Raw genomic sequence first — 26,239 nt, 5'->3', positions numbered from 1 at the left:
TTTCACTGCCACAAGGAGATTTACCATGACCCAATCGAAATCGAGCGGTACGCAGAACAAGCAATCGGGCAGCCCGGAAACCGAAGCGGACCTCAATTCGGCGGCCGGCAAGAAGGATGACAAGAGCAGCCACGATGAAAAAAGCCGTGTAAAAGCGGGTAAGGATGACGGTGCGGGTGGTGGTGCCAAGCAGAAGCAAAACCACTGATATCGGACGATGCCGCCCCGTCGTCCCCGCGCAGGCGGGGACCCAAGTTCGTGCCGAAGCTACCGGCTGATTTACGGACTTGGATCCCCGCCTTCGCGGGGACGACGCGGCGGTGGTTCCCTATCGCGGCGGTGGTTCCCTATCGCGGCGGTGGTTCCCTATCACGGCGGTGGTTCTCTAACGCGGCGGTGGTTCTCGAAGGCGGCGGTGCCCTTGACACCGCGCCGCGACCGTCGTCTTGTCACCCCCGCTTTTGCGGCGTGTTGCTTTTCGCCAGCGTCTTGCGCAGCAAGGCCGCCAGTTCCACCGGCACGAACTTGGCAATATACGCGTCCGCCCCCACCCCATTCACATGATTTTCATTGGCCGCGCCCGACAGCGAGGAATGAATAATCACAGGAATCGTCGAGAAGCGGCTGTCCTGCTTGATATTGCGGGTGAGCGTAAACCCATCCATCTCCGGCATTTCCAGGTCGCTCAACACCAGCGCCACCTTGTCGCGCGCCGTTTTACCCTCTTTCTTGGCGGCGATATCGATCGCTTCGAGCTTGTCCCAGGCCTGCTTGCCGGAATTGGTCATCACATACTTCGCGCCCATCGCCTGCAGCGCGTTTTCAATCAGCGCGCGCGCGATCACGGAATCGTCCGCCGCCAGAATCACCTGCCCCTCGGGCAGATTGATCGGCGCGCCCATGCTGTCGACATCCACATCCGGCTCTTCATTGCTGTGCAACTGGCGCAAAATCGATTCCACATCGAGCACCTGGGCCAGGCGCGTGTTCGGCACGTCCCCATCGACCTTGGCAATGCTGGTCACCAGCGCGCCGCTGGCGGTTTTGTCGCCCGGCAGCACCGAGGTCCACTCCAGCCGCACAATTTCTTCCACCGCCTCCACCGCGAACGCTTGCGTGGTACGGGCAAATTCGGTAATCAACAGCAGCTTGAGCCCGGACGCCGGAATGCATCCCACCACCGCCGGGAGATTGATGACAGGAATAATCTGCTCGCGCAAATTAACAACACCCAACATATGCGGATGAGAATCCGCAATCGGCGTGACGTGCGGCATCGCGACGATTTCACGGATCTTGAACACGTTGATCGCATACAGCTCGGAGTGGTTGCCTTCGGCATCGCCACCCAGGCGAAACAGGAGCAATTCCAGCTTGTTGAGACTGGTGAGATTGCTTCTTTCGTCGATATCCTGTTGAACGTTATTCATTTTTTCCTTTTCCCTGCGCCCGACTGGACGGCGGCCGGCGGCAACTGTGTGAGCGCGTTGTGCTGCGATGACGCGAACCTGGCGTTCTGATGCATCGGCGGGCTTGGGCCGACGGGCGGAGCTGGTCGATCCCGGGGGATGGGGGATCAGGGTGAGAGGTGAAGCATGCAACGCGGGCAAACCGGCGCTCCAGTCCGATCGATTATACGTGTAAATATTCCTCCCGCATCATCGGCGTTCACCCCAAGCGACCCGGTTTGTTGCGCCGTTCGTACGTTTAATGCTTTGAGGCATTAATTTTCTTTCGATGCTACAATTTGTTTCATAAGCCTCGACCCGCTTTTCCCCGGCTTGTGCGGCCCGCCTCACCCTTTTCCCGATGCCCATTTCCTGCATCATTGCTTTGTTAACAGTGACAACGAGCGCGCCGAATGACATAGCGTTCACGATGTGGCCCAGCGCTCCGGGCAAAAAGGCATGACTATGAATACCCGCAATGAAACCGACCGCCTGTTGGCGCTGCGCAAACTCAACCTGCTCGACAGCGCCCCCACGGAAGCGTTCGACCGCATCACGCGCATGGCGGCGCGCGTGTTCGGCTTGCCGATCGCGGCCGTGTCGCTGACCGACAGCGACCGCCAGTGGTTCAAGTCACGGGTCGGGGTGGCCCATGCCTCGATCCCGCGCATCAAGGCGCCCTGCGCCAGCGTGGCCGACAGCGGCGCCATGCTCGTAATTGACGACCTGCATGAAGATGCGTTTTTCCGCGACAGCCACCTGGCCCACAGCGGCGTGCGTTTCTACGCCGGCGCCCCCTTGACCACCAGCGACGGCTTCAACCTCGGTGCGATATGCGTGCTGGGCCTGGAGCCGCGCACCATCAGCGCTACCGAACGCGACGCGCTGACCGACCTGGCGGCCATGGTCATGGCCCAGATCGAGCTGCAGCACACCCTGGGCCGGGTCGATCCGCTCAGCGGCATGCCGAATCGCAAACAATTTATCGAAGACTACGCCGACCTGCAAATGGACCGCCCGCATGGCGAGCAGCGCGTGGCGGTGCTGGTCAACATGGCCAACCAGGAGCAGCTCAACAACGCCGCGCGGGTCATGGGCGCCTCGTATTTTGACAACCTGATGAACGAGGCGATCATTTCCTACCGCGCTGTCATGGGCGACGAGCACAAGGTGTACCAGCTGGCGGCGACCCAGTTCATCACCATCGCCCCGCCCGGCGCCGGCGACGGCGCTTACCGGGCGCGCCTGGCGCACTGGCTGGGCAGCCGCGCCGAATGGAGCACCTCGCGCTTCGTGACCACGCCGGCGATCGGCATCGCGCCCTTCCAGCTGGGCCGCACCGATTGCCTGGACGTGCTGCGCATTGCCCAAAACGCCATGCAGGACGCGCACCAGACCGGCCAGCTGATCGGCACCTATTCCTCCGCCCAGGATGACGCCTACCGCCGCCGCTTCACCCTGCTCAACGCCTTCGACGCGGCGCTGGGCGACACCAGCCAGCTGCGCCTGGTCTACCAGCCACGCATCGACCTCGTCAGCGGCGCCTGCATCGGCGCCGAAGCCCTGTTGCGCTGGCGCCATCCCGAGCTGGGCGACGTTCCCCCCGGCGAATTCATCCCCGTGGTGGAACAGACCTCGATGGTGCGCGCCGCCACCAGTTGGGTGCTGCGCGAGGCCGTGCGCCAGCTGGCCGCCTGGCACGGCGCCGGCTTGCAGTTGCAGATGTCGGTCAACGTTTCGGCCGCCAACCTGCTCGAAGCCGATTTTGTCAGCACCGTGACGACCCTGCTGAACCAGCACCGCATGGCGCCGGGCTGGCTGGAACTGGAAGTGACGGAAAGCGCGATCATGGAAAACCAGGGCACCGCGCTGGCCACCCTGGCCGCGCTCGACCAGGCCGGCGTGCGCCTGGCGATCGACGACTTCGGCACCGGCTACAGCAGCCTGTCGTACCTGCAGAGCATGCCGGCGCACGTGGTCAAGATCGACCAGAGTTTTGTACGCAACATGGCGGGGGGCGAGCGCAACCGCACGCTGGTGAACACCATGATTTCGCTCTCGCACGAGCTGGGCTTTCGCGTGGTGGCGGAAGGCATCGAAACCGATGACGTGCGGCAGTTGCTGCACGACCAGGGCTGCGACGAGGGCCAGGGTTACCTGTTCGCCCGGCCGCTCGCGCCCGACGAGCTGTTCGCCTGGTGCGCCCGGGCACAGGCCAGTGCAGCGGCCAGCGAAGCGACCCCGCGCGCGCCGTGGAAGCCTATTTGCGCGGCGCCGGCGCCGGGGATGCGTACTGCAACCTGACGACCCGTCCGCTGCGGTCCTCGACCAGGTAAATCGCGCCGTCCGGCCCCTGCTTGACATCGACCGGCGCGCCGGGCGACTGCTTCGGCCTGGGGCCCCAGTCGCTGATCAGTTCGATCATTTTGCCCAGCGGCGCGCCCTGCGCATCCGGCAGCAAGGCCACCAGCCGGTGCCCATTCGCACGGTAACCGTGGTAGCCGATGATCAGGCTGTTCTTGTATTGCGCGGGAAACATGTTGGCCGTGTAAAAGGTCATGCCCAGCGGCGCCGCGTGGGCCGGCAGCAGGCGCAGCGGCGCGCGGTAAGCGCCGCACTTGGCGTCCGGATACTCCGGGCTGGCCACATTGTTATCGTAGCAGTAAGGCCAGCCGTAGTTGCCCTTCGCCTCGATCAGGTTCAACTCATCGTGCGGCAAGTCGTTATCGTTCTTCAAGCCCTTCATGGCCGCCTGGATCGCGTCGCGCGAGTTTTCGCCCTGCCACAAGGCTTGCGTGGCCGGGTGGACGGCCAGCGCCATCGAATTGCGCAGCCCGGTCGCGTGGACTTCCCAGCTTTTGACGGTGCCGGCCGGCCATTGCATCCGATACTTGCGCAGCACGCCCAGCGCGTTCGCCCCGCTAGCTTCCGCGCACGGCTTGCCCGCATCCGGCGCCTTGCCATCCTTGCCTTCGCAATGGTCGCTGCCTGAACCGACATTCACATACAAGTCGCCCTTGGCGTCGAAGCGCATCGCGGTCAAAGGATGGCGCCCGATGCCGGGCAGCGCCGGCGTGCCGGAATTGCCGCCGATGACATCCTTGACCGTGCCTTCGGGATCGCGCGGGTCGAAGCGGAAGATGCGCTTGATCGCGCCCACGTACACCAGGCCGTCGGGACCGAGCACGATGCCGTTGGGGCGGTCGATTTTCTTCATCAGCAGGGTTTTCTGGAAACCCGCCGCGCCCGGCTTGAGCAGCCAGACGCTGCCCTGGTTCGGCTGCCAGCCGCCCAGGTCGACCACCAGCACACTGCCGTCGGCCATCGGCTGCACGCCGCGCGCGAACTTGAATCCTTGGCCGATAATGCCCGCGCAAAAACCGGGCGGCGTGGCGACCACTAGGCGGGGCGCGCCGCCGCAGGTGTCGGCGGCGGCGCCGCCGGCCAGCAGGCAAAGAGCGGCGGCCAGCGCCGGGCGAACAAGCATACGGGAGTCAAAAGGCGTCATGCGGCATCCAGTCAGAAAGATGCTGGAATTATAGAGGATTGCATGCACGCGGCATTTCCAGCCGCATTACTTGAGCGCGCCCTCTATTAATGCTTTGGCAATTTTGATGTGCATCAATTTTTTTGGGGCGCGCGCATGCGATTCTGCATGCCTCCGGACGCATGCTGCGTCGCAACAAATTGCCGATGCCAATGTCGTCCGGAACCACTTGTCCGGATCGCACCGGACACCGATGCACCTTTTTTGGACGACTCCCCTATGAACAACAATGTAAAAGCCCACCTGCTCGGCGGCGGTATCGGCTCGCTTTCCGCGGCCGCGTTTATGATCCGCGACGGCAATGTTCCCGGCGCAAACATCCGCATCTACGAAGCGGCTCCCCAGCTCGGCGGCAGCCTGGACGGCGCCGGTTCCCCCGAGCACGGCTACTCGCTGCGCGGCGGCCGCATGTTCACCTTCGATAACTACGAGTGCACCTGGGACCTGTTCAAGTCGATCCCCTCCCTCGCCGACGAAAACAAGAGCGTGTTCGACGAAACCGTCGACTTCAACGAACTGCACAAGTCGCACTCGCAAGCGCGCCTGGTCGACATGCGCCGCGCCATTGTGCCGGTCACCTCGATGGGCTTTTCGATGCACGACCGCGCCCAGTTGCTCAAGCTGAGCCTGGCCAGTGAAGACACGCTCGGCGCCGACGCCATCAGCGACTGGCTCGACCCGGCGTTTTTCGAAACCGAGTTCTGGTTCATGTGGGCCACCACCTTCGCCTTCCAGCCATGGCACAGCGCGGTGGAATTCAAACGCTACCTGCACCGCTTCATGCTGGAGTTTTCGCGCATCGAAACCCTGGGCGGGGTGCGCCGCACGATCTATAACCAGTACGATTCGCTGGTGCGTCCCCTGCAGGCATGGCTGCAACAGCAAGGAGTGCAATTCATCCTCGACTGCAAGGTGACTGACATCGGTCACGCCACGGTCGACGGCAAATTCGTCGTCACCGGCTTCGAGTGCCTGCATGCGGGCAACAGCGAGCACGTGGACGTGCCAGCCGGCGACCTGGTGTTCTTCCAGAACGGTTCGATGACCGATGCGTCCAGCCTGGGCAGCATGACCAGCGCCCCCGAAAAACTCGACAAGACTGACAGCGAAGGCTGGACCTTGTGGGAAAAACTGGCCGCCGCGCAACCCGGCTTCGGCAATCCGGCCGCGTTCAACAGCAGCATCGCCGAATCGTACTGGGAGTCGTTCACGGTGACCTTGCAGGACCCGCGCTTCTTCGACAAGATGCAGGCGTTCAGCGGCAACGAAGCCGGCACCGGCGGCCTGGTCACGTTCAAGGATTCGAACTGGTTCATGTCGATCGTGCTGGCGCACCAGCCGCACTTTGCCAACCAGCCGGCCGGCGTGCAAGTGTTCTGGGGTTATGGGCTGTCGCCGGACCGGATCGGCAATTTTGTCGCCAAGCCGATGTCGGACTGCACCGGCGAAGAAATCCTGCGCGAGCTGTGCGGCCATTTGCGCTTCGATCTCGACGCGGTGGAAACGGCCAATTGCATCCCTTGCCGCATGCCCTACATCACCAGCATGTTCATGCCGCGCGTGCACAGCGACCGTCCGCTGCCGGTGCCGAAGGAATCGAAGAACCTGGCCTTCATCAGCCAGTTCGTCGAGATTGCCGATGACGTGGTGTTCACGGTGGAGTATTCGGTGCGCGCCGCCCAGATGGCGGTGTATGAACTGCTCGACATCCAACGCGAAGTGCCGCCGATTAAGCAGCACGATCACGCATTGAGCACGCAGTTCGAGGCGCTGTTCAAGGCATTGAAGTAATGAAGTACCGCCCCCGGCCGCCGTGCCGGGGGCGCATTCTACCCCGCGCCGGACAGGTGCTTTTCCATCTCAACGCAGTCCAGCGCAACGCCGCTCGGATGCGCATAGACCGCATTGCCCAGCTCGACAAATCCTGCCGCCCTATAAAACGCCACCGCATTGAGCGAGGCCGATAAATGCAAGCGCGTGCAGCCACGCTCGATCGCCATCCGCTCCAGGGCGGCCAGCAGCGCCTTCCCGATTCCCCGTCCGCCCGCCGCCGGGTCGACAAATACCGCATCGACCTCGCCGGTGCTCACATCCAGGATGGCGTAGCCCAGCATCGCACCCTGCTCGTGTGCAATCACGGCGCCGCCGCTGCCCACCAGCCACGGATACGATAGCGGCGCCGGCGCCGCCGACCACGGCCCGATCACCTCGGGCGCATAATGATCGCGACAACCGTGGCGAATCGCGCGGGTGCGCAGCGCCCACATGGCGTCGATATCGGCCAGCTCGGCCGCACGCAATGCCGGCATGGCCCTCGCCTCAATCGACAATGAACAGTTTGGCGCCATGGCGCGTGCTGGACCGATGCGCCTCGGCGTTATCGGCCACCTGGTAACTGACACCGGGTGTGAGGATGAACTTGCGGCCGTCGGCCAGTTCGCTTTCGAGCTCGCCCTCAAGGCATAACAGGATATGGCCCTTGCTGCACCAGTGATCGGCCAGGTAAGCGGCGCTGTACTCGACCATGCGCACGCGGATGGCGCCGAACTGGCGCGTCTGCCACCAGGCCATGCCGGTTTCGCCGCGATGCTCGGTGCGTTCCACGCCGGCCCACTCGGTAATGCCAAAGGAAATATCTGAGATGTTCATGCGCATGCCTTATCGAATGCCGTGAAAGAGGATGGGACGCGGCTTTTTCGCGTCCGTCACGGCATAAAATAGCATGGAGATGGAAATGGCGCTCGGGCGGGCCAGCGACCGGCCGGCCCGCAAAATGAAGATGGCGGCGCGGGCGGTGATGTGCTGTCCGCGCCGCCAGGAGAACAGTTACGCGTTGTTCCAGGCGCTCGCCTGCATCTGCTCGAAACCGATCTTGCCGGCGCGGTAGCAGGTGCCGGCGCACTCTTCCAGGCCGGCGCGGTCGAGAATGGCGACGGTGCCGCGACGATATTGAATCAGGCCGTCAGCTTGCAGCTTGCGCGCGGTCATGGTGATGGTTTCGCGACGCACGCCCAGCATGGTCGCCATGGTGTCTTGGGTGACCTTGATTTCGTCCGTCAGCGAACGGTCGAGGCGGTCCAGCAACCAGCGGCACAGTTTTTGTTCGATGGTGCAGTGGCGCCCGCCCACCACGTTCTGCGCCAGTTGAGCGAACATGGCGAAGGTGTAGCGCATCAGCAGCTGGGCCATGGCGCCGCCGGCGGCGACCAGTTCGCGCAGCACGCTGCTTTTCAGGCGGTAGGCGTAACCGGCGGTCTGCACAACGGCGCTGCAGGTAGCGCGTTCGGCATCGTACATCGCCAGGCCCAGCACGCCTTCACGGCCGACCACGCCGATTTCGGTGGTGGCGCCGTCTTCCATGACGTACAGCAGCGAGACGATGGCGTTGGTCGGAAAGTAAGCGTAGTCGAACTTGCTGCCGAAGTCATACAGATGCTTGCCTGCTACCATGGGTACCAGTTCCAGGTGCGGGAACAGGGCTTCCAGGTCGGTGCGGGACAAGGCACGCAGCAATTCGTTTTGCTGTGCGCCGGCGACGCTGATCATCGGCTTGACGGCGGCCGGCTTGGCGGCGCCCCCCAGGGCGATGGTGCGGATAGCGTTGCTGGCGTTGCTGTTCAAGTCGATATTTTGCGTGCGGTACATGGTAGGCCTCGGTGTTTGTCAGGTTCAACTCATCAATGACTCTACTGTAATGGTCGGTCACAAAAGCAACCATCGGACCAGTGGATGACACTCTGTAGGTATGAACAATGACGCTTTGTCATCTAAGTCCTACGCGACGTCAGACAGATACGCGGCCCGGGCCAGCATCCGGCACCGGCGCCATGTATTGCTCACAACGCGGCGGCAGGGCTGGCAAGCGGCGCGGCGGGAGCACGCCGCACGGCGTCGATGCGGATCATCAGCGGGTGAAAATACCCGCGCACGATCATCGGCTCGCGCTCGCGCAAGGGCGGCTGTACTTCATCGACGCAGAGCGATGTCGTGCTCGTTTCAAAGCGCAGGATCGTCTTCGCCTCGCGCTTGCACATGTGGCATTTCGGCCCTGTGCATTCACGGATCGCCTGCGCCTGGAACGTGCGCTCTTCCACGGGCGGCGCGCCCAGCATCGCGCACAGCCATAGCGCGCTCATCATCCAGCCAAAAAATACCAGCCCCACCAACACGTGCAAGGTCAGGCGCTCGTGCCACGGAAAACGCCCACCCGGCCTGACGGTGCCGTGCATGCCCCTGTCGATATCTCGTTGCGCCCTGCGCGTGAGCCCCGGTCCCAGCATGATGTTGGCGACAAAGGCCGCGCCCAGTCCCGCCCATAGCGACACCGGCATGAAAAAGACCCGCCAGAAACCGACGATGTAAATCAGTCCCGGCAAGATCGCCAGAACGATGACGATGCCGCCAAAGGGCGTATCCGGAGTCGCGGTGAGTCTTGCTGGCTTGTACATGGAGAGATGATTGTTGTAAAAACTACATTCTACCGTGCGCCGACCGATGCCCTTCCATGTCCGGGGTGTGAGGATGGCAGTGCGGGTGACTGTTAACCTGTCGTGCCGGAGGCATCCAACGTCTGGCGGTACGCCGTCATGCGCGCGCCGAGCGCCACCAGGTCCAGCTTGCTCTTGCGCAGGCGCGGGAACATCTTCTCTTCTTCTTCGCGCGCGTGGCGCGTCACCTGGTCCCACAGCACTTTAACCGTGGCGTCGTACAGTTCGTTCTCCGGCTCCATGGCGCGGATGCGGTCGATCAGTTCGCGCGCGCTGGAATGCTCGACGATGGCCTGGGCGATCATTTCCCCATCCTTGAGCACGCTCATTGCCGCCGGGTACAAGATCTCCTGCTCCAGCAGCGCATGCACGGTCAGGGCGTCGCAGATGTCGGTCGCGATGCGTTTCTTGCTCTCCGTCGAGCGCGAACTCAGGCCGCGAAACTGTTCGAACAGCGCGGTAACCTCTTCGTGCTCGACGATGAGTATCTCGATGGCGTCGTCTTGCATGCTTTCCATGTTGGTTCCAGTAACACTGAGTAGTTAAAAAATGATACCAAAAGTATGAGCGCGTGCCGAGCGGAATCCGCCAGGCCGTGGCGCAATCGCCAAAAAGAAATGAAAAGGCAGCCCAGCGGGACGATTTATGCGGTAGCGAGCACGTCCAGCGCCTGGCGCACGCGTTGCGCGAGCGGGCCGTGCACGATGGTGAAAGGCAGCGCGCGCCGCGTCAGTTCGGCGACGTACCACGCGTGCTGGCGCTGGCGAAAGAGCGCGTCCTGGCGCGTGCCGTCCTGGACGAAATCGAAGTCGGGTGCGCACAGCAGCGTCACGTCGTACCCTTGCGTGGCCAGCGTGGCCAGGGCCGGATCGGCCCGGCCGAACATCGCCCCACTATAGAACAGGGTGGTCAGCGGGCTGGTATCGCACACCAGCCAGCGCGTGGCGCGCGCCAGCAAGGCCTGCTCGCGCGCCAACTGGGCCTGCCCGATCGCCAGCATGTCGTCGAACACCAGCGCGCCATCCTTCCCGATCCACAGTTCACGGCCGAATTCCGGCGCCCAGACGCTGCCCAAGGCCTGCGCCAGCGCGGCGGCAAGCGTGGTCTTGCCGCTCGACTCGCCGCCGAGCAGGCACACCTTGCGCACAAAACTGGCGTACACCAGCGGATGCAAAAACGCGCGCATGGCGTGCGGATCGGCGCGGATCGCCGTCCCGGACACCGGAACCAGCGCGCGCGCACGGTCCACCGAGACATGTGCTACCTGTGCGCCAGGCCCGCGCCGCGCATCGAAAAAGGCGCTCAGCGAGCGGGCGAAGCCGTCGCCGTAGTCTTCGCTGGTAAAGACGGCATCGACCGTTACGCCCAGCACGTCCAGGCACAGCGAGGCGCAGAAATCGCGCTGCACCGCGTCGGGCGCGTCGTTGTCGGGCACGCGGTCGTCGCCTAACACCAGCAAGCGCACCTGCGGGTACAGCGCGCGCAGCCACGCCTCGCGCAGCGCCGCGCCGCAACCGGCGAATTCCGGCTTGGTGTAGCTGATCACGACCACCTCGTCGCAGGCGGCCAGCGCGCTGTCGATCACCAGCATGTGGCCACGGTGCAGCGGGCAGAATTTGCCGACCACGAGGCCGCGCCGCCACTGCCCGGCAGGCCCGCTCATGGCGCCTTGCGCGCCAGGCGGCGCCACCACAGCCACGACACGATCGCGTTGACCCAATAGCAGGCGTACAGGAACGCGGTCAGGTACAGGCCACGACTGGCGTACAAGGGTACGGCGACCGTGTTCACCAGAATCCAGAACGCCCAGTTCTCCACCTTGCGCCGCATCAGCAGCAACTGCGCCACGACGCTGAACACCAGCACCGCCGAATCGATGAACGGCGCGTAGGCATTGGTAAAGTAGTGCAGCAGCGCCCCGTAGGCGGCGGTCGCGCCCACGCCGGCCGGAACGAGCCAGGCCAGCGACCTGACGCTGGCGTGGGTGATCGGCAGTTCACTGCCCTGCTCCCCGCGCCGCCACTGCATCCATCCGACGATGCTCGATACGATGAAGAAGCCTTGCAGCGCCACGTCGGCATACAAATTGGACTGGTAGAACAAGACGCCGAACAAGGCGCAGCCGATGATGCCGGTCCACCAGGTGTGCACGCTGTTGCGCCCGGCCAGCAGGATGGCGGCGCTGGCCCCCACGTTGGCCGCGATTTCAAGCGCGCCGATCACGCCATGCTTTCGCAATTCACAGGGTGAAAACGGTCGAACAGGCGGCAGGCCATGTCGTCGATCTCGGCGCGCATGCTGATCTGGTCGAGCCAGCGCGCCGGGATGCCCTGCACGCCGTAGAAGGCGCCTGCAAGCTGGCCGCTGATGGCGGCCGTGGTGTCAGCGTCGTCGCCCAGGTTGGTCGCACGCAGGACCGCGGCTTCGTAACTGTCGGTATGGAAGAAGCACCACAGCGCCGCTTCCAGCGAATCGACCGCATAGCCGGTGCCCTGGATATCGCTGTCGGCCTTGTCGAGAAAGGCGCCCGTCGCCATGGCCGCCAGTGTCGGCTCGGTCGGCGCAAAGCCGGCGTTGGCCAGCAGCGCTTCCTTGGGCTGGCCGTCCAGCGCCGCGCTCAGGATGCCGGCGAACAGCTGGCAGGCCTGTACCGCTTCCGGCGCGCCGTGCGTGGTGCGCGAACTGTCGGCGGCATGCTGCGACACGCGCGCGCGGTCGGGATACGCGAACAGCACCGCGGGAACGAGCCGCATCAGCGAGCCGTTGCCGGCGCTGCGCGGATTGGTCGAGCCGCTGTACGGATTGCCGCTGACCGAAAAACGCGACAAGGCATCCTGCACCGTCATGCCGATGTCGAAACAGGTCCCGGTCGAGCTCAGGTAACCCCACTGGCACCAGTTGCGGTAGCGGTTGATCTGGTCCAGCGGGTCGAATTCGCCCTTGGTCAGGAAGCTCTCGGCCAGGCACAGCGCCATCGACGTATCGTCGGTCCACTGGCCCGCCTTGAGCCTGAACGGTCCGCCGCCCGTCATGTCGGTCACCGGGGCGAACGAGCCGCGCGGCGAAAACTCCACGGTGGTGCCGACGGCGTCGCCGCAGGCCAGTCCCAGCAAGCTGCCCCGATAGCGGTCGCGCGTACTGCTCATGCCAGTTCCTCGCTCAGCGACAGGAACGAGTCGAGAATGTGGAAGTGGTCCTCGAAGAACTGGTCTTCCATGCCGGCCAGCTCCACGATGGGAATCCAGGCCGCGTGCGAGGCGTCGTCCGACGCTTCCACCGGCGGCAGGTTCTCGGTTTGCAGGTCGAAAAAATGGGCGTGGGTGATGGTGCGGCCACGCTGGCTGCGGTCGGGATGGTCGAACACCTTGACGTCGACCAGCATGCCTTCCAATGTGGTGCCGAGCAGCGCCAGCTTGGTTTCCTCGGCCAGTTCGCGAATGGCGGCGTGCAGCAGGCGTTCGCGCTGTTCCACAAAGCCGCCGGGAACGGCCCACTGCCCTTTTCCCGGAAAACCGCCACGGCGGATCAGGAGCACATTGCCGCCACTGACCACCACCGCGTCGGCGGTGGTGAAGATGGGCGGGTACGGCGCGCTTTTCCAGGCCGTTTTGTAGGCCACGATGCGGCGGTGTTCTTCCACCAGCGCCGGGTAATGCGGCAGCAGCGCCCAGGCTTTCAGGTACTGGCGCACCGCGTGCGGCACCATGTCGTCGAGCACGCTGAGCGAGATGTCGAGGTCTTCGGCTTCGAAGAACACGCGTCGTACGCAGGTGGCGTCGATGGCGCGTTCCGATTCGACGACGATGTTTTCCCATTTCGGGAAGTGATTCAGGTAGTAGCTCGACGCATCCTTGAAGTGGCCCACCAGGGCCACGTGCGCGGCACTTGGTGCACTTTGGGCGACCGCCTTGCGCACCGCCGCCGACCACAGGGAATCGTCGTAGTAGTCGCGCACGGCCACGAAACTGACGCGCGCCCGGTCTTGCTCGGTCAGGGTGGCGCCGATCATCGCGGCGCGCTCCTCCCACGTAAACGGATTTTTCGCATTGCGCGCCTGGAACGAGGAGCCCAGCACCAGCACCACATGCGGCGCGCTCACCAGCGCGCGCTGGAGCAGGACGACGTGCCCTCGGTGGAAAGGCTGGAAGCGGCCGATCAGGACGGCGACGTCGGTGGAGGTTTGGTTGGTTTGTGTGTTCATGGGGTTCAATAGTAAGCGGCAATCGGCAATTGACGGCCGCTGCCAAAGGCGCGCGAACGCACCCGGATAATCGGAGGCGCCTGGCGCCGTTTGTATTCGTTACGCGCGACCATGCCGTGGATGCGCCTGACCAGCGCCGCGCCGGTGGCGCCGGCCACAAGACCGGCGACAAACTGCTCGGCCAGCGCCGCTTCGGCCACCGGCAGGCGGCGTCCTTCGATGTGCCACTTGAGGATCTCGTCGAGCACCTCGTACTCGGGCAGGCTGTCGGTATCCTGCTGGCCGGGCGCCAGTTCGGCCGACGGCGGCTTGCTCAGCACCGCCTCGGGAATGAGCTCGCGCCCGGCGCGCTGGTTCACATGGCGCGACAAGGCGTACACCTCGGTTTTGTACAGGTCGCCGATCAGGCCGAGGCCGCCGTTGGTGTCGCCATACAAGGTGCAGTAGCCGACCGAGATTTCGCTCTTGTTGCCGGTCGTGAGCAGCAAGGCGCCGGACGCATTCGAGTACGCCATCAGGATGGTGCCGCGCACGCGCGCCTGCAGGTTTTCGAGCGGCAGGCCTTGCAAGGGCTGGTCGAAGGCACGGTCGAAACCGGCGCCGTACTGCTCGACCAGGTCCAGGATCGGGTGCGTGTACAAGGTAATGCCAAGGTTGGCGCACAGCGCCACCGAGTCGCTGACCGAGCCTTCGCTCGAAAACGCCGACGGCATGGTCACCGCGATCACGTTTTCCGGCCCCAGCGCATCGACCGCCAGCGCCAGGGTCAGGGCCGAGTCGATGCCGCCCGACGAGCCCACCACCACCTTGGCAAAGCCGCAGCGGCGCGCATAATCCTGCAAGCCGAGCACGATCTGGCGGCGCGCGAATTCGGCCACCGGCAAGCCCCCGGCACTTGGCGCGGCCAGCGCAAAGCCGTCAAATGCGCTGAAGCGGCCCTGCGCGAAGCCGATCACCTGGAAGTCTTCGCAAAAGCGCTGCGCTTCGAACACGATGCCCTGCGAGGGCGATACCGCGAACGAGGCGCCGTCGTACACCAGCTGGTCCTGCCCGCCGACCTGGTTCACATACAAAATCGGCAGTTCGTTGTGGACCGAGGCCGTGCGAAACAGCGCGTGGCGCAGTTCGCGCTTGCCGATATCGGACGGGCTGGCGTTGATGCTCACCACCAGGTCGGGCCGCGCCTCGCGCAGCGCGGTGAAGGGATTGACCTTGTAATCGCGCCCTTCGTGGTTCCAGCCGTCTTCGCAGATCAAGAAGCCGACGCGGTGCGCGCCGACCTGCAGCACGCAGGCGCCTTCCGGCCCCGGTTCGAAGTGGCGGCGGTCGTCGAACACGCCGTATGTCGGCAATAGCTGCTTGTAGTATTCGGCGACGATGACGCCGTCGCGGATGGCCAGCAAGGCGTTAAACAGCGGTTTGCCGGGGCCGTCGTTGGCGCGCACGGCGCCGACCACCGAGACCAGTCCGGGCAAGGCGCGCGATGCGTCCAGCACGCGCTCCAGGCCAGCGGCCATGCGGGCCAGGAAGGCCGGTTCTTCCAGCAGGTCGCCCGGATAGTAGCCGCACAGGACCAGCTCGGTGAAAACGGCCAGGTCGGCGCCCTGCCCCGCCGCGCGCCGCATGGCCGCGATGATGGCGCCGCTGTTGCCGTCGATATCCCCGACGGTCGGGTTCAATTGGGCGATGGCGATTTTGAGCATCGGGTACTTTCGATTGCCCGCTTGTCAGGCGGAAGGGTGATTGAACACCTGGCGCAGGTAAGCCAGGAAGGTCTCGTCCTTGCACAGCGTTTTGCCCTTGGAGTCGGACAGCTTGGCCACCGGCTGGCCGTTGCAGCTCATGAGCTTCATGACGATATTGAGCGGCGTGATGCCGACGTCGTTCGACAGGTTGGTGCCGATGCCGAAGCCGGTCATGGTGCGGTCGGCGAAGTGGCGGTACAGCGAAAACGCGGTCGGCAGGTCGAGACCGTCGGAGAACACCAAGCGCCGCGTATGCGCGTCCAGGCGCAGCTTGGCGTAATGCGCCAGCGCTTTTTCGCCCCACACCACCGGATCGCCCGAATCGTGGCGCAAGCCGTCGAAGAGCTTGGCGAAATACAGGTCGAAGTCGCCCAAGAACGCATCCATGCCCACCACGTCGGTCAGCGCGGTACCGAGGTCGCCGCGATACTCCTGCACCCAGTCTTCCAGCGCGGCCTTCTGGAAGTCGCGCAGGCGCACGCCGAACGACTGGAAGCTTTGCAGGTATTCGTGCGCCATGGTCCCGATCGGCACCAGCTTGTACTTCATCGCAAAATACACGTTCGAGGTGCCCTTGAAGTAGACCGGCACTTCGCGCGCCAGGGTGGCGACGACTTCCTCATGCCAGGCGCCGGAAAAACGGCGGCGCACGCCGAAGTCGAAAAACTCGAACGGATGGCGCCTGGCCGGCTCGCTGGCCAGGCCGCGCAGCAGGGCGATCTTCGCTTGCAGGCGCTTGCGCCCTTCGGCCAGCGCCGCCTCCTGGTCGAAACGGCGGAAATACAGCTCGTTGACGATGTACAGGACATAGATTTCGAAGCCCATCACGTGCACCTGCGGCCCGGTGGCGCGAATCTGCAGTTCCTCGCCATCGGTTTCCACGCTCAGGAAATGGCGCTGGAAGCGGAACACGGTGAGGAAATCGGCAAAGTCGCTCTTGATGAAGCGCAGGCCGCGCAGGTAGGCGATTTCTTCCGGCTTGAACGAGAGCGAACACAGATGATCGAGTTCGCGCTCGACGTCGGCCTTCAGTTCGGCCAGCGGATAGGCCGGCACGTTGCGGCAGGTGAAGGCATATTCGGCCTGGGCGGCCGGGTGGCGGTGCAACAGGGCCTGCCACATCGTGAATTTATACAGGTCGGTTTCGAGCAGGCTATGGACAATCGGGGTCATATGGTTCGCGTCGGCGCGCGTCAGAAGAAAAAGGGATAAGAGCTTAGCGGCGCGCGTTGGCAAGCAGCTCGGGCACGATATCGGCGGCCTGCGCAATCCGCAGGCCGCGCGCACGCATGTCGCGCACAAAGTCGTCGTACTGCGCGTCGAAGCCGGTCACGGGGCTCATGCAGTCGGTCAGCAGCACCAGTTGCGACAACTGGCGCGGGTCCCAGTTGGCGACGATATGCTCGGTGGTGGCGCGCACGCAGTGGCTGCCCGCTTCACCGGTGATATATACCTGGTCGGACCCGCGCAGCAGCGCCAGGAAGGCCTGGTTGACCTGGGTGCTGTCGTCGTCGGCGTCGGGCACTTCGGCCTGCACCGCCGAATAGTGCTCGGTCCAGGGATTGCTGCCCTTGCTGATCTTGTTCACCATGCCCAGCGTGCGCTCTTCCCACGCGTTATAGGCCGCGCGCACGTCGGCATGCACGTTGTGGCCCCAGGAGCCGATCTCGCAGTGCACCGGCCAGGCCATCAGGGTGTAGCGCCCGGCCGCCTCCAGCGCGTCAAGATAAGCCAGCACGCGCGGCAGGGCACTGGCTTTGCGCGGCAGGTACTTGCCCTGGCGCACGTCCGCCGCCGTGATCTGCGTGAACGGGGTGACCGCGCCCTGCCCCGCATCCATCCAGAACGAACTGTGGGCGATGTCGAAGCGGTGGTGCGAATCGAGCGTGATGCTGATCGCGGACAGCCCATCCCGACCCTGGCGAATCAGCTCGGCCACGCGCAGCATGTCGGCATGCGCGCCGGAGACCGGCAGTGCAGGCAGCACCGGCAGCGCTGGCACTGCCGGCGCTGCCTTGACGCCCACCGGCGACGGCAGATAGTCAGCCGGCAAATCGCAGAAATCGTTTTGCGGATCGATCACGAGCAGGTGCAGCTTGCGTTTCATTTGCTTGTCCTTGTGAGTACAGTACGACAAGCATAAGCTACTTAATTTACTTTTGCAACTAACTATGCAATAATTTGTTCAGCCGCCAGCCGGCTTGACCAGATGAAGGAGAAAGCCATGTCGGCGATGTTAATTTTGAGCAACTCCCAGTTGACGCGGTCAGCATGAGCGCGGTCATCTGCACCGTCGATGTCGTGCTGCTCACGCTGCTGGGCGAGGAACTGGCGGCGGTGCTGTTGCGGCGCGAGCATGAGCCATTCCAGGGTGCGCTGGCCATTCCCGGCGGCTATGTGCATCCGCAAGACGACCTGTGCGCCCACGACGCGGCCATGCGTGTCATCAAGAACAAAACCGGCATCGTCGCACCCTACCTGGAGCAACTGGCCACGTTCTCGGGCGCGACGCGCGATCCGCGCGGCTGGTCCTTGTCGGTGGCGCACTACGCACTGGTGCCGTACCCGCTGCTGGCGGCGCGCAAGGACGCGGCGGTGCATGTGGTGCCCGTGTCGCAGCTGGGCACGCTGCCGTTCGACCACAGGGCGATGATCGACACCGCGCTCGAACGCCTGCGCAACAAAAGCCAGTATTCCTCGCTGCCCTGCTTCCTGGCCGGCGACACCTTCACCCTGCCGCAATTGCAGCGGCTCTATGAGCTGCTGCTCGGAGAAACCCTGAACAAGGTCAGTTTTCGACGTAAAATGAGCGAGATGGACATACTCGACCCGGTCGACGGCCAGTTCGAAGCGGCCGGCGCCCACCGCCCGGCCCAGCTGTACCGCTTGAAAGCGGCAGTCAGGAAAACCCTCACCGTGCTCGAACGCGGCCTGTGAACCCCGTCCACGCAGTCCAATTTGCGTTTCATGCAACACGCATGCGCTTATTATCTTGCTATCCTTGCATTGCCGTCACGTATAATGACGGCGCATGAACAACCATAAAAACAGAAAAGATCCATCGATAAATTGATGATAGATTCCAACCAAACTGTCAAAGTCAGTAAATTCCTGTCCCTGATCCTGCGCCACAGCCCTGCCACCATCAAGCTCAAGCTCGATGAAAACGGTTGGGCCGACATCGACGAACTGCTCGCCGGCGCCGCCAAGCATGGCACCAAAATCAACCGCAAACTGCTCGAAGCAGTCGTTGCCGACAACGATAAAAAGCGCTTCACCATCAGCGACGACGGCAAGCGCATCCGCGCCAACCAAGGCCATTCGGTCAAAGGCGTCGACCTCGAACTGGCGCCCGTCACGCCGCCGGACGTGCTGTACCATGGCACCGCCTCGCGCTTTACCGCCTCGATCCGCGACCAAGGCCTCATTCCCGGCACCCGTCACCATGTGCACCTGTCGGCCGATACCGCCACCGCCGTCAGCGTCGGCCGGCGCCACGGCGTGCCGGTGGTGCTGACGATCAACGCCCTTGCCCTGCATGAGCAAGGCCAGCTGTTTTTTCTTTCGGCCAACGGTGTGTGGCTGACCGGGCCGGTGGACAAGCGCTTTATCGCCTTCCCTTGATTTTCCTCTGAGGAAACTTACCGCGCAGCCCTGAGAATGGGCAAGGCATCCCTGGGATTCGCTTTGTGAAACAACAGACAAGCATTCTTCTAATAAATATTTGATTCCAGTTCGCATGGGCTAAGGTAGAATGGCCGCTCTATTATTCAATCACCGCATGCATCCGGCCACCCAAGGCCACCTTGCCTTGCGCAGGCAACGACGATGTGAGTACAGGCGCCATGTTGCGATTCAATCCACCCGTACCACCTTCGTGCGGATCCCTGCACTAACCCGGGCCAGCGCGCCCCCAGATTCTTTTCGAACGCGACCTCCACCGCCATGAAAGCTGAAAAGCAGTTATCGCCCGTTGCAGAACTTGATGGCAAAAAGCGGCCGCTGATCGCCATTGCCGCCTCGTTCCTGTTCGTCGTCTGCATTTCGCTGGTGGCGGTGCAAGGCTGGAGCATTTACAGCGCGCGCGAAACCCAGCTGGCGCAGAGCGCCGCGGCCACGGCCAACACGGCGCGCGCCCTGGCCGATCACGCCGACAGCACCATCGAGCTGGTCGACACCATCCTGGCCGGCGTAGTCGAAAGCGTGCAGCATGACGGCATCACCCACTACGGCGAGCGGCTGCACCTGCAACTGATCGACCATGCCAGCCGCACGCCTTCGCTGCAGGGCATGTATATTTACAACGCCAAGGGCGACTGGGCGCTGCACTCGCTGCGCGCCCCGGTACCGGCGCTCAACAACGCCGACCGCGAATACTTCATCTATCACCAGACGCACAAGGACAAGCTGGCGCACGTCGGCCCGCCCGTGCGCAGCCGTTCCACCGATACCTGGGTGCTGCCGGTGTCGCGCCGCCTGGAAAACCCGGACGGCAGTTTTGCCGGCGTGGCCCTGGCCACGGTTCAACTGGGTTTTTTCCGCACGTTTTACGACAGTTTCGACATTGGCGCGCATGGCAACATCACCCTCGCCACCGACCAGGGCGCGCTGGTCATGCGCCGCCCCTACCTGCAAGAGCAGATCGGCGGCTCGATCGCGAGCGAACCCTTGTTCAAGCAGTGGCGCGAGCGCCGCACGATCGGAGCGGTCGCCATCCCGGTCGACATGGACGCGGCCGACCGCATGTACAGCTTGCGCCAGCTGCGGCGCTATCCGCTGTTCGTGGCGGTGGGCCTGTCGACCGACGAAACGCTGTCGAACTGGTGGGCCAACGCCTACCTCTCGACGGCGTGGGTGGTGATCCTGCTGCTGATCCTGTGCTGGATGGGCGTGCGCCTGTTCCGCCAAGTGACCTTGCGCGACGAGCTCGAAGAACAACTGCGCAACGCCCAGCTGGCGCTGGTGACCAAGAACCGCTCGCTCAAGCTGCTGGCGCGTAACGATGGCCTGACCGGGATCGCCAACCGGCGCCTGTTCGACGCCCGCCTCGACGCCGAATTCAACCGCGCCGTGCGCGACGGCACCTCGCTGGCGCTGGTGCTGCTCGATGTCGATTTCTTCAAGAAGTACAACGATCACTACGGCCACCCGGCCGGCGACGCCTGCCTGCAGTTCATCGGCCAGTGCATCCGTACCGGACGGCGCCGCGCCGGCAACCTGGCGGCGCGCGTGGGCGGCGAAGAGTTTGCGATCCTGCTGCCCAATACCGACTTGTACGGCGCCATCGTGGTGGCCGAAGCGGTGCGCCGCTCGATCGCGACGGCCGGGCGCGAGCACGCGGCCAATCCGGCCGGCATCGTCACCATCAGCTGCGGCGTGCACGCGCTGGTGCCGACCAAGGACATGGACAGCAAGCAGTTGGTCGAAGCGGCCGACAAAGCCCTGTACCTGGCCAAGTCGACCGGGCGCAACCGGGTCTGCCCGGACGCGCCGGCGGCGTCGTCGCGGCGCGAACGCGCGTCCGTGCTGGGCGACTGAGACAGGCCGGAGCGAGCGGCGGCAGTAGCCCGATCCGATTGACCGCCCTCGCTGGCAGGCGGGAAAACCCTTACGCCACGCCGCCGCGCCACGCCGCGATATCGGCCACCGACAACACCGGCATCCCCCGGTCCGCCGCGAAGCGTTCGATCTGCGCGCCGCGCATCATGCTGCCATCGGCATTCATCAACTCGCACAGCACGGCGGCCGGGCGCAGGCCCGCCAGCACCGCCAGGTCGACCGAGCCTTCGGTGTGGCCGCGCCGCGCCAGCACCCCGCCGGCCCGCGCCGCCAGCGGGAACACATGGCCCGGACTGACGATGTCGCCGGCCCGCGCGCCCGGCGCAATCGCCGCCCGGATCGTCGCCACCCGATCAAACGCCGACACGCCCGTCGTCACGCCCTCCTTCGCTTCGATCGACACGGTGAAGGCCGTGCCGTGGCGGCTGCCGTTGCGCGCGCTCATGGGCGCCAGCGCCAGCGCGCTCACCGTTTCCGGCGGCAGGCACAGGCAAACGATGCCGCTGCATTCGCGGATCATCAGCGCCATGGTCTCCACCGTCAGGCGCTCGGCGGCGACGATCAGGTCGGCCTCGTTTTCGCGGTCGTGATCGTCCATCAAAATCACGGGCACGCCGGCGCGCATGGCCTCGAGTGCGGCGTGGATGCGGTTGGCCAGGGCGCTGGCGGGCAAGTTATCGATATGGTCCAACATAAGTCATGGCTCCGTTACAGTGAAAAAAATGAATAGTCAGGCGGGACGGGTCAGCATCAGGCGCAGCGCCACCAGGGCCGATGACGCCACCACCAGCGCGCCGGCCAGGTACACGCTGCCCACGTCCCAGCGCATGGCAAGCAGGCCGGCCAGCGGCCCGCAGACGGCCAGCGAGATATCGAGGAAGGCGACGTAAGCTCCCATGGCCGAGGCGCGGCTTTGCGGCGGCGCGCGGCGCACCGCTTCCACGCCGAAGCCGGGAAACGCGAGCGAATAGCCAAATCCGGTAATGGCCGCGCCAAGGCAGGCCAGCAAGGCCGTCGGCGCACTCCACATCAGCAACTGGCCGGCCGCTTCGATCAGCACGCACACCAGCGCCACCCTGGCGCCGCCAAGCGTATCGGGCAGGTGCCCGAACAGCAGGCGCGCACCGATGAAGGCGACGCCGAAGGAGGTGAACGCCAGCGCCGCGTCGCCCCATCCGCGGCTGGAGAACAGCAGCGCCACGAAGGCGGTGATGGCGCAAAAGCCCATGCTCGAGAGCGCCAGCCCGAGGCCCGGCAGCCACACCGCGCGCAGCACTTTATAGAACGGCACCCGCGCCTTGTGCGACGGCGCCAGCGCGGGCACGCGCGCCACGATGGCCAGCGCCAGCAAGGGAATGATCACGCTGGCCAGCGCAATGCCGGCAAAGCCGAAACGGCCGTACACGAACACGCCCAGCGGTGCGCCGGCGGCATACGCGCCATAAATGGCGATGCCGACCCAGGCCATGACCTTGCCGGCATTGTTCGGTCCGGCCAGGCCCACGCCCCAACCGAGCGCGCCGGTGACCACCAGGCTTTCGGCGCAGCCGAGCAGCAGGCGCGCGCCGATCAGGACGGCCACCGCGCCATAGCCGGCCGGCGCGCCCAGCGACGCGAGGTAGGCCAGGCCGGAACAGGCGCCCAGGGCCAGGCCGATGACCACGGCGCGCTTGGCGCCGCGCGTGTCGACCATGCTGCCGGCCCAGGCGCGCGTAAGGAGCGCGGCGGCAAACTGGCTGGCGATGACGGTCCCGATGACCAGCGGGCTCATTTTTAACGCGGACTGCAGGTGCAGCGGCAGCACCGGCAGCGCCAGCCCCAGCGTGAGGAAACCGACGAACACCGTCAGGGTTATCGGGAGTAATTCAAGAAACAGGCTGCGCGGCGAAGCGGCCGCGACATTCGAAGGGGATTGCATGGAGATGCCTCGCATAAAAGACGAGCAAATGCTCGCGATGTGAGAGAATACGAGCAATTACTCATATTGAAAACTCGCATTCCAAGGAACCGCATGCGCCCTCTTCCCACGCCCCGCAAAGCGCCGCGCCAGGCACGTTCCCAGCACATGGTCGAGCAAATTTTGCAGGCCACGGCTCGCATTCTGGAAGAACGCGGTTACGCCGGCATGAACACCAACGCGGTGGCCGCGCGCGCCGGCGTGAGCGTGGGCTCGGTGTACCAGTATTTTCCGAACAAGGATTCACTGATCACGGCGCTGCACGAGCGCCATGGCGCGCAGATGTACGCGGCCATCGATGCGGAGCTGGCCAACGCCGGTGCGCGCACCCTGCGCGAACATCTGGCGGCCATGGTGCACGCCTGGCTGGTGGCGCACCAGGTCGAGCCGGAGTTGCACAAGGTGCTGGAAAAGGAATTTCCGTTTTTCGACACCCCGGCCCAGGACAGCGCGGCCGACAACAACTCGTTCCAGCGCATCCTGGACATGCTCGGCAGGCACCGCGACGAGATCGGCCAGCCCGACCTCGACCTGGCCACCTGGGTCCTGCTGCGCATGATGGAGTCGCTGGTGCACGCGGCCGTGATGGACGCGCCGGTGCGCTTCGCGCCAGCCGACATCGAACGCTGCATCGTCGATGCCCTGGACGGCTACCTGCGTGCCGGGCCGGGTCATGCGATGGGACCGAACAAATGAATAACAAAAATCTGCTGATAAAAATCGTCCAGAATGCCCAGCGCCGGCATGTCAAGCAGTTGCTTGCGCAAGAGAGCGGCGGCGCGCCAGGAGCATCGATCGTCAAGGCGATCTATTTTCCGGACTCAAGTGACATTCTTCAAAAAATCATTGCCATGCTCGGCGATGAAAGAATGAAAAAAGAGACTTTTTACGCGCAGAGTGACCATTTGATCGACGAGAAAGCGCTGTCGGCAATCGCCAGCCTTCCCGACCTGCCTGCGTTACATTGTTTCTTTCCGAATTACCACGCCAACCAGGAGTACATCAGTTCCGATCTACCCGTCATGGAAATACAGCGGGCCAGCGCCGCGCAATGGTATCGATTCAACGCACTGAGCAGGGAGCGGATCAGCTTTTTCTTTTGCGCCGCACCTGACTTCTCTTGCGGCATGGTGATGGATGTCTGCGCGGGAGATCCAGCGATTTCGGGCTCCGACGACCCGATTTATGATCTGTACAGCTGGGATTTCGGCCAACCCTGATTGCGCCTCAAGGCTGGCCGGCATACCCGCTCTCAAGCAGGAAGCGCTTGAAATCGGTGATGTGCAACATGTCGACGATGGCCTGGCGCTTGTCCCTGGCCTGCTTGTAATACGCCTCGGTGATCCGGAACCCCATGAAGTAGCCCAGGTCGGCCGGGCGATCGCCTTCCGGCGCGCCGCTGTACAGCCAGCGCTTGAGGTCGGCGCCATCCATGGCCGCCAGGAACTCCTTTTTCAGCTGCGCCTCGTTGGCATAGCCATAGCGGTAAATCGCTTCGTTGAACTTGCCCTTGGTCACCAACGAAGCGAGGAAATCGCACGACCCTTCCTTGATCGCATGGCCGAGCAGGGTTTGCGGATCGAGCCGCTGCTGGAAATGCATCAGCTCGTGCGTGACGATCGCCGGCAAGGTGTCGATAGTCGACGTGCCCGCCTGCAACCAGGCGTCCAGCTCGCCCGTCGGCACGTCCGGGCCGCGTCCGTACATCTCGGTGCCGATCAACAGGCCGTCGGTGGAGGCGGTGCCGCCGGCGCTCAGGCGTCCGATCACAAAGTAAATATCCGGGAACATCGCCTGCGGATACAGCGCCTTGAAGCGCCGCATGTCCGCGCGGATCAGCGGTTCGAACGAGGCTGCGCGCAAGGTATTGGCGCGGATGGCGCGGTAATATTGCGCGTGCTTGCTGATGCGGCGGTACAGGCTGGCGCCATTGTTGATGCGCATGTGGACAAAACCGTGCAAGCCGACGCTGCCGCCGTCCAGGTATTCGCGCTCGAGCAAGGCGCCCGGATCGGCAGCGCCGTCCAGCTTGTCATACACGGTCCAGAACCGCGCGATATCGCTGCTAATGACGCGGAACTCTTCCGGGCTGGCATGGGCGGCGCGGTAGGCGCGCTCGTTCGCGCTGGCGCTCGCGACAATGCTGGCCCAGCGCGGATCGACGCGCAGCGCGGCAAAATCGTCCTCCTGCGCCAACTCGTCGAGCAAGCGGAACTGGCGACTGGCGACGGCCTGCCCGAGGATGCCGAGCGCCTGCTCCGTGCGCCCGAGCCGGGCGGCGGTGGCCGCATATTTATAGTCCATCACCATGCTGGCGTAACCGCTTTGCGCCGCCTTCCGGTAAGCCTCGAGCGCGGCCTGCGGCTTGTTCTCGTCGCGCGCCACCTCGGCCGCGCTGGCCCAGGCGCGCCCCGAACCCTGGCCGTGCGCAGGGCCGGCCAGCGCCGAGGCAAGCACGATGGCATGAAGGAGCGCGATTTTTTTCATGAAGGAGCCTTGATGTAAAAAGGCGTCCAGTATGACAGCGCCGCGCGCGCGCCGGGAGGGCCGTGCGACAGGCTGCGGGAAGGAAGGAGCGGCTTGCTTAAACGATGCGTTAGACGACGCGTTAGACGACGCGCCCGTCCCGGTCGGGACCGATATCGTTAAGGCGGATGGTGCTGGCCAATCCACGACTCAGGTCGGCGAGGGTATCGGCGTCGTCGCGGTTGAAGTGGATATCCATATCGTCATGGCTCATCACCCAGATGGTGCCGTAGAACGCGCCGAACTGGCCGATCAGGGGCGTCACCAGCGCTTCGTTGATGTGGACGTTGTTCTCGGCCATCCAATGGAAATACTGATGCGGCCGGACAAACAACTGAGTACTCCGGTACGAAAAGCACAGCCCGCACGGACTGTTCGAGCGCGGAAAGCGGCGCCCTTCGTACGGCGCCAGCGCGCCGGCGGTGGCGGCCCAGGTCAGTTCGTCGAGGTCGTTGTTATCGAAAATACTGATGCCCGCCGACTGGGCCGAACAGCGCAACAGCGCTTCCTCGCAACGTGCGCGCAAAGCGTCGCGCAAGGTCACGCCATCCTGAGGAACCACGCGCGGCATGCTGCGGATGGCGGGATTGCCGGCATGTTTTCGTGGGCGCAACTCAAGTTGATGAGTCGCAATAATTTCGGACACTGACATTGAGCACTCCGGTAAGAGGCCGCAAAGCGGCCATGTGAAACAGTCTACGCCGAGTCTGGTGCGTTGTCTGTTCGCAAGGATACACAAGAGGTCGAATTCGACGACTAACCAACAGTG

26 protein-coding genes are annotated in these 26,239 nt (G+C 64.1%); 8 read left to right on the top strand and 18 right to left on the bottom strand.

Annotated features, from left to right (window positions below):
* The first annotated feature begins 25 nt into the window (after positions 1 to 25).
* Complete coding sequence (locus F0185_RS26070) at positions 26 to 208, top strand: hypothetical protein (protein ID WP_167229444.1); 183 nt, start codon at positions 26 to 28, stop codon at positions 206 to 208.
* A gap of 241 nt (positions 209 to 449) precedes the next feature.
* Here the strand turns inward: F0185_RS26070 and F0185_RS26065 are convergent, their stop codons facing one another.
* Positions 450 to 1,430 carry a chemotaxis protein gene (locus F0185_RS26065; protein ID WP_167229516.1) on the bottom strand — a complete coding sequence of 327 codons (981 nt, stop codon included), beginning with the start codon at positions 1,428 to 1,430 and terminating at the stop codon, positions 450 to 452.
* A gap of 477 nt (positions 1,431 to 1,907) precedes the next feature.
* Between F0185_RS26065 and F0185_RS26060 the strand changes: the two genes are divergently transcribed.
* A complete protein-coding gene (locus F0185_RS26060; protein WP_223164581.1) occupies positions 1,908 to 3,752 on the top strand; it encodes a sensor domain-containing phosphodiesterase in 1,845 nt (614 codons plus the stop codon).
* Here F0185_RS26060 and F0185_RS26055 read toward each other — a convergent pair.
* Positions 3,709 to 4,935, bottom strand: a complete 1,227-nt coding sequence (locus tag F0185_RS26055) for a PQQ-dependent sugar dehydrogenase (protein ID WP_167229441.1) — start codon at positions 4,933 to 4,935, stop codon at positions 3,709 to 3,711. The two genes, F0185_RS26060 and F0185_RS26055, sit on opposite strands and share 44 nt — an antisense overlap.
* Positions 4,936 to 5,214: 279 nt before the next feature.
* Here F0185_RS26055 and F0185_RS26050 point away from each other — a divergent pair, with 279 nt between their 5' ends.
* Positions 5,215 to 6,786, top strand: coding sequence for an oleate hydratase (locus F0185_RS26050; protein ID WP_167229438.1), 1,572 nt, complete (start codon positions 5,215 to 5,217; stop codon positions 6,784 to 6,786).
* Positions 6,787 to 6,824: 38 nt separating this feature from the next.
* On the opposite strand, the gene F0185_RS26045 is transcribed toward F0185_RS26050, so the two are convergent.
* From F0185_RS26045 to F0185_RS25990, 12 genes are all read right to left on the bottom strand, one after another.
* Positions 6,825 to 7,304: a GNAT family N-acetyltransferase gene (locus tag F0185_RS26045; RefSeq protein WP_167229435.1), complete on the bottom strand. Its 480-nt coding sequence runs from the start codon at positions 7,302 to 7,304 to the stop codon at positions 6,825 to 6,827.
* Between the two features lie 10 nt (positions 7,305 to 7,314).
* The gene (locus F0185_RS26040) at positions 7,315 to 7,644 is read right to left on the bottom strand and encodes a DHCW motif cupin fold protein (RefSeq protein ID WP_167229432.1); all 330 of its coding nucleotides are present in this window, start codon (positions 7,642 to 7,644) and stop codon (positions 7,315 to 7,317) included.
* A gap of 177 nt (positions 7,645 to 7,821) precedes the next feature.
* Positions 7,822 to 8,640 (bottom strand): Crp/Fnr family transcriptional regulator, encoded by an 819-nt coding sequence (locus F0185_RS26035; protein ID WP_229477191.1) that lies wholly within the window; start codon positions 8,638 to 8,640, stop codon positions 7,822 to 7,824.
* Positions 8,641 to 8,831: 191 nt separating this feature from the next.
* Positions 8,832 to 9,443: a hypothetical protein gene (locus F0185_RS26030; RefSeq protein WP_167229429.1), complete on the bottom strand. Its 612-nt coding sequence runs from the start codon at positions 9,441 to 9,443 to the stop codon at positions 8,832 to 8,834.
* Positions 9,444 to 9,535: 92 nt separating this feature from the next.
* On the bottom strand, positions 9,536 to 10,000 hold the full coding sequence (locus tag F0185_RS26025; RefSeq protein ID WP_167229426.1) for a hemerythrin domain-containing protein: 465 nt from the start codon (positions 9,998 to 10,000) through the stop codon (positions 9,536 to 9,538).
* A 125-nt stretch (positions 10,001 to 10,125) separates the two neighbouring features.
* Complete coding sequence (locus tag F0185_RS26020) at positions 10,126 to 11,145, bottom strand: AAA family ATPase (RefSeq protein ID WP_167229424.1); 1,020 nt, start codon at positions 11,143 to 11,145, stop codon at positions 10,126 to 10,128.
* Entirely contained in the window at positions 11,142 to 11,705 is a 564-nt protein-coding gene (gene pnuC, locus F0185_RS26015) for a nicotinamide riboside transporter PnuC (protein ID WP_167229422.1), read from the bottom strand. The genes F0185_RS26020 and pnuC overlap by 4 nt, the downstream gene beginning before the upstream one ends.
* Positions 11,702 to 12,628, bottom strand: a complete 927-nt coding sequence (locus tag F0185_RS26010; protein ID WP_167229420.1) for an ADP-ribosylglycohydrolase family protein — start codon at positions 12,626 to 12,628, stop codon at positions 11,702 to 11,704. Before F0185_RS26010 ends, pnuC begins: the two co-directional genes overlap by 4 nt.
* The gene (locus F0185_RS26005; protein ID WP_167229418.1) at positions 12,625 to 13,683 is read right to left on the bottom strand and encodes a bifunctional nicotinamide-nucleotide adenylyltransferase/Nudix hydroxylase; all 1,059 of its coding nucleotides are present in this window, start codon (positions 13,681 to 13,683) and stop codon (positions 12,625 to 12,627) included. The genes F0185_RS26010 and F0185_RS26005 overlap by 4 nt, the downstream gene beginning before the upstream one ends.
* A 5-nt stretch (positions 13,684 to 13,688) precedes the next feature.
* On the bottom strand, positions 13,689 to 15,386 hold the full coding sequence (locus F0185_RS26000; protein WP_167229416.1) for an NAD+ synthase: 1,698 nt from the start codon (positions 15,384 to 15,386) through the stop codon (positions 13,689 to 13,691).
* 24 nt (positions 15,387 to 15,410) lie between these two features.
* Positions 15,411 to 16,601, bottom strand: coding sequence for a nicotinate phosphoribosyltransferase (gene pncB, locus F0185_RS25995; protein WP_167229414.1), 1,191 nt, complete (start codon positions 16,599 to 16,601; stop codon positions 15,411 to 15,413).
* A gap of 43 nt (positions 16,602 to 16,644) precedes the next feature.
* Positions 16,645 to 17,535, bottom strand: a complete 891-nt coding sequence (locus F0185_RS25990) for a cysteine hydrolase family protein (protein ID WP_167229412.1) — start codon at positions 17,533 to 17,535, stop codon at positions 16,645 to 16,647.
* Positions 17,536 to 17,699: 164 nt separating this feature from the next.
* On the opposite strand from F0185_RS25990, the gene F0185_RS25985 reads away from it, so the two are divergent.
* The 3 genes from F0185_RS25985 to F0185_RS25975 all read left to right on the top strand — a co-directional run bounded on the left by F0185_RS25985 (position 17,700) and on the right by F0185_RS25975 (position 20,966).
* Positions 17,700 to 18,365 (top strand): NUDIX hydrolase, encoded by a 666-nt coding sequence (locus F0185_RS25985; protein WP_167229410.1) that lies wholly within the window; start codon positions 17,700 to 17,702, stop codon positions 18,363 to 18,365.
* Positions 18,366 to 18,500: 135 nt separating this feature from the next.
* Positions 18,501 to 19,052: an RNA 2'-phosphotransferase gene (locus tag F0185_RS25980; RefSeq protein WP_167229408.1), complete on the top strand. Its 552-nt coding sequence runs from the start codon at positions 18,501 to 18,503 to the stop codon at positions 19,050 to 19,052.
* Positions 19,053 to 19,373: 321 nt separating this feature from the next.
* Complete coding sequence (locus F0185_RS25975; protein WP_167229406.1) at positions 19,374 to 20,966, top strand: GGDEF domain-containing protein; 1,593 nt, start codon at positions 19,374 to 19,376, stop codon at positions 20,964 to 20,966.
* Between the two features lie 70 nt (positions 20,967 to 21,036).
* Here the strand turns inward: F0185_RS25975 and ribB are convergent, their stop codons facing one another.
* Together ribB and F0185_RS25965 are read right to left on the bottom strand one after the other, a co-directional pair.
* Entirely contained in the window at positions 21,037 to 21,681 is a 645-nt protein-coding gene (gene ribB / locus F0185_RS25970) for a 3,4-dihydroxy-2-butanone-4-phosphate synthase (protein ID WP_167229404.1), read from the bottom strand.
* Positions 21,682 to 21,717: 36 nt separating this feature from the next.
* Positions 21,718 to 22,905, bottom strand: coding sequence for an arabinose transporter (locus tag F0185_RS25965; protein ID WP_229477190.1), 1,188 nt, complete (start codon positions 22,903 to 22,905; stop codon positions 21,718 to 21,720).
* Between the two features lie 93 nt (positions 22,906 to 22,998).
* Here F0185_RS25965 and F0185_RS25960 point away from each other — a divergent pair, with 93 nt between their 5' ends.
* Entirely contained in the window at positions 22,999 to 23,640 is a 642-nt protein-coding gene (locus F0185_RS25960; RefSeq protein WP_167229400.1) for a TetR/AcrR family transcriptional regulator, read from the top strand.
* Positions 23,637 to 24,164: a hypothetical protein gene (locus F0185_RS25955; protein WP_167229398.1), complete on the top strand. Its 528-nt coding sequence runs from the start codon at positions 23,637 to 23,639 to the stop codon at positions 24,162 to 24,164. Before F0185_RS25960 ends, F0185_RS25955 begins: the two co-directional genes overlap by 4 nt.
* A 7-nt stretch (positions 24,165 to 24,171) precedes the next feature.
* On the opposite strand, the gene F0185_RS25950 is transcribed toward F0185_RS25955, so the two are convergent.
* Both F0185_RS25950 and F0185_RS25945 read right to left on the bottom strand, forming a co-directional pair.
* On the bottom strand, positions 24,172 to 25,431 hold the full coding sequence (locus tag F0185_RS25950; RefSeq protein WP_167229396.1) for a DUF2268 domain-containing protein: 1,260 nt from the start codon (positions 25,429 to 25,431) through the stop codon (positions 24,172 to 24,174).
* Between the two features lie 121 nt (positions 25,432 to 25,552).
* Positions 25,553 to 26,083 carry a hypothetical protein gene (locus tag F0185_RS25945; RefSeq protein ID WP_167229394.1) on the bottom strand — a complete coding sequence of 177 codons (531 nt, stop codon included), beginning with the start codon at positions 26,081 to 26,083 and terminating at the stop codon, positions 25,553 to 25,555.
* Between the last annotated feature and the right edge of the window lie 156 nt (positions 26,084 to 26,239).

The organism is Massilia rubra, from assembly GCF_011682065.1.
Lineage (GTDB): Bacteria > Pseudomonadota > Gammaproteobacteria > Burkholderiales > Burkholderiaceae_D > Telluria_A > Telluria_A rubra.
This window is presented reverse-complemented; position numbering and strand designations above follow the sequence as displayed.

Coding starts and splice junctions, on each gene's coding strand:
- pncB (WP_167229414.1), bottom strand. CDS start 16,601: ATGACCCCGATTGTCCATAGCCTGCTCGAAACCGACCTGTATAAATTC.
- F0185_RS26000 (WP_167229416.1), bottom strand. CDS start 15,386: ATGCTCAAAATCGCCATCGCCCAATTGAACCCGACCGTCGGGGATATC.
- F0185_RS26025 (WP_167229426.1), bottom strand. CDS start 10,000: ATGGAAAGCATGCAAGACGACGCCATCGAGATACTCATCGTCGAGCAC.
- F0185_RS26060 (WP_223164581.1), top strand. CDS start 1,908: ATGACTATGAATACCCGCAATGAAACCGACCGCCTGTTGGCGCTGCGC.
- F0185_RS26035 (WP_229477191.1), bottom strand. CDS start 8,640: ATGTACCGCACGCAAAATATCGACTTGAACAGCAACGCCAGCAACGCT.
- F0185_RS26005 (WP_167229418.1), bottom strand. CDS start 13,683: ATGAACACACAAACCAACCAAACCTCCACCGACGTCGCCGTCCTGATC.
- F0185_RS26045 (WP_167229435.1), bottom strand. CDS start 7,304: ATGCCGGCATTGCGTGCGGCCGAGCTGGCCGATATCGACGCCATGTGG.
- F0185_RS25955 (WP_167229398.1), top strand. CDS start 23,637: ATGAATAACAAAAATCTGCTGATAAAAATCGTCCAGAATGCCCAGCGC.
- F0185_RS25980 (WP_167229408.1), top strand. CDS start 18,501: ATGATAGATTCCAACCAAACTGTCAAAGTCAGTAAATTCCTGTCCCTG.
- F0185_RS26010 (WP_167229420.1), bottom strand. CDS start 12,628: ATGAGCAGTACGCGCGACCGCTATCGGGGCAGCTTGCTGGGACTGGCC.
- F0185_RS25960 (WP_167229400.1), top strand. CDS start 22,999: ATGCGCCCTCTTCCCACGCCCCGCAAAGCGCCGCGCCAGGCACGTTCC.
- F0185_RS26050 (WP_167229438.1), top strand. CDS start 5,215: ATGAACAACAATGTAAAAGCCCACCTGCTCGGCGGCGGTATCGGCTCG.
- F0185_RS26055 (WP_167229441.1), bottom strand. CDS start 4,935: ATGCTTGTTCGCCCGGCGCTGGCCGCCGCTCTTTGCCTGCTGGCCGGC.
- F0185_RS25990 (WP_167229412.1), bottom strand. CDS start 17,535: ATGAAACGCAAGCTGCACCTGCTCGTGATCGATCCGCAAAACGATTTC.
- F0185_RS26020 (WP_167229424.1), bottom strand. CDS start 11,145: ATGAGCGGGCCTGCCGGGCAGTGGCGGCGCGGCCTCGTGGTCGGCAAA.
- F0185_RS25965 (WP_229477190.1), bottom strand. CDS start 22,905: ATGCAATCCCCTTCGAATGTCGCGGCCGCTTCGCCGCGCAGCCTGTTT.
- ribB (WP_167229404.1), bottom strand. CDS start 21,681: ATGTTGGACCATATCGATAACTTGCCCGCCAGCGCCCTGGCCAACCGC.
- F0185_RS26030 (WP_167229429.1), bottom strand. CDS start 9,443: ATGTACAAGCCAGCAAGACTCACCGCGACTCCGGATACGCCCTTTGGC.
- F0185_RS25950 (WP_167229396.1), bottom strand. CDS start 25,431: ATGAAAAAAATCGCGCTCCTTCATGCCATCGTGCTTGCCTCGGCGCTG.
- F0185_RS26065 (WP_167229516.1), bottom strand. CDS start 1,430: ATGAATAACGTTCAACAGGATATCGACGAAAGAAGCAATCTCACCAGT.
- F0185_RS25975 (WP_167229406.1), top strand. CDS start 19,374: ATGAAAGCTGAAAAGCAGTTATCGCCCGTTGCAGAACTTGATGGCAAA.
- F0185_RS25985 (WP_167229410.1), top strand. CDS start 17,700: ATGAGCGCGGTCATCTGCACCGTCGATGTCGTGCTGCTCACGCTGCTG.
- F0185_RS26040 (WP_167229432.1), bottom strand. CDS start 7,644: ATGAACATCTCAGATATTTCCTTTGGCATTACCGAGTGGGCCGGCGTG.
- F0185_RS26070 (WP_167229444.1), top strand. CDS start 26: ATGACCCAATCGAAATCGAGCGGTACGCAGAACAAGCAATCGGGCAGC.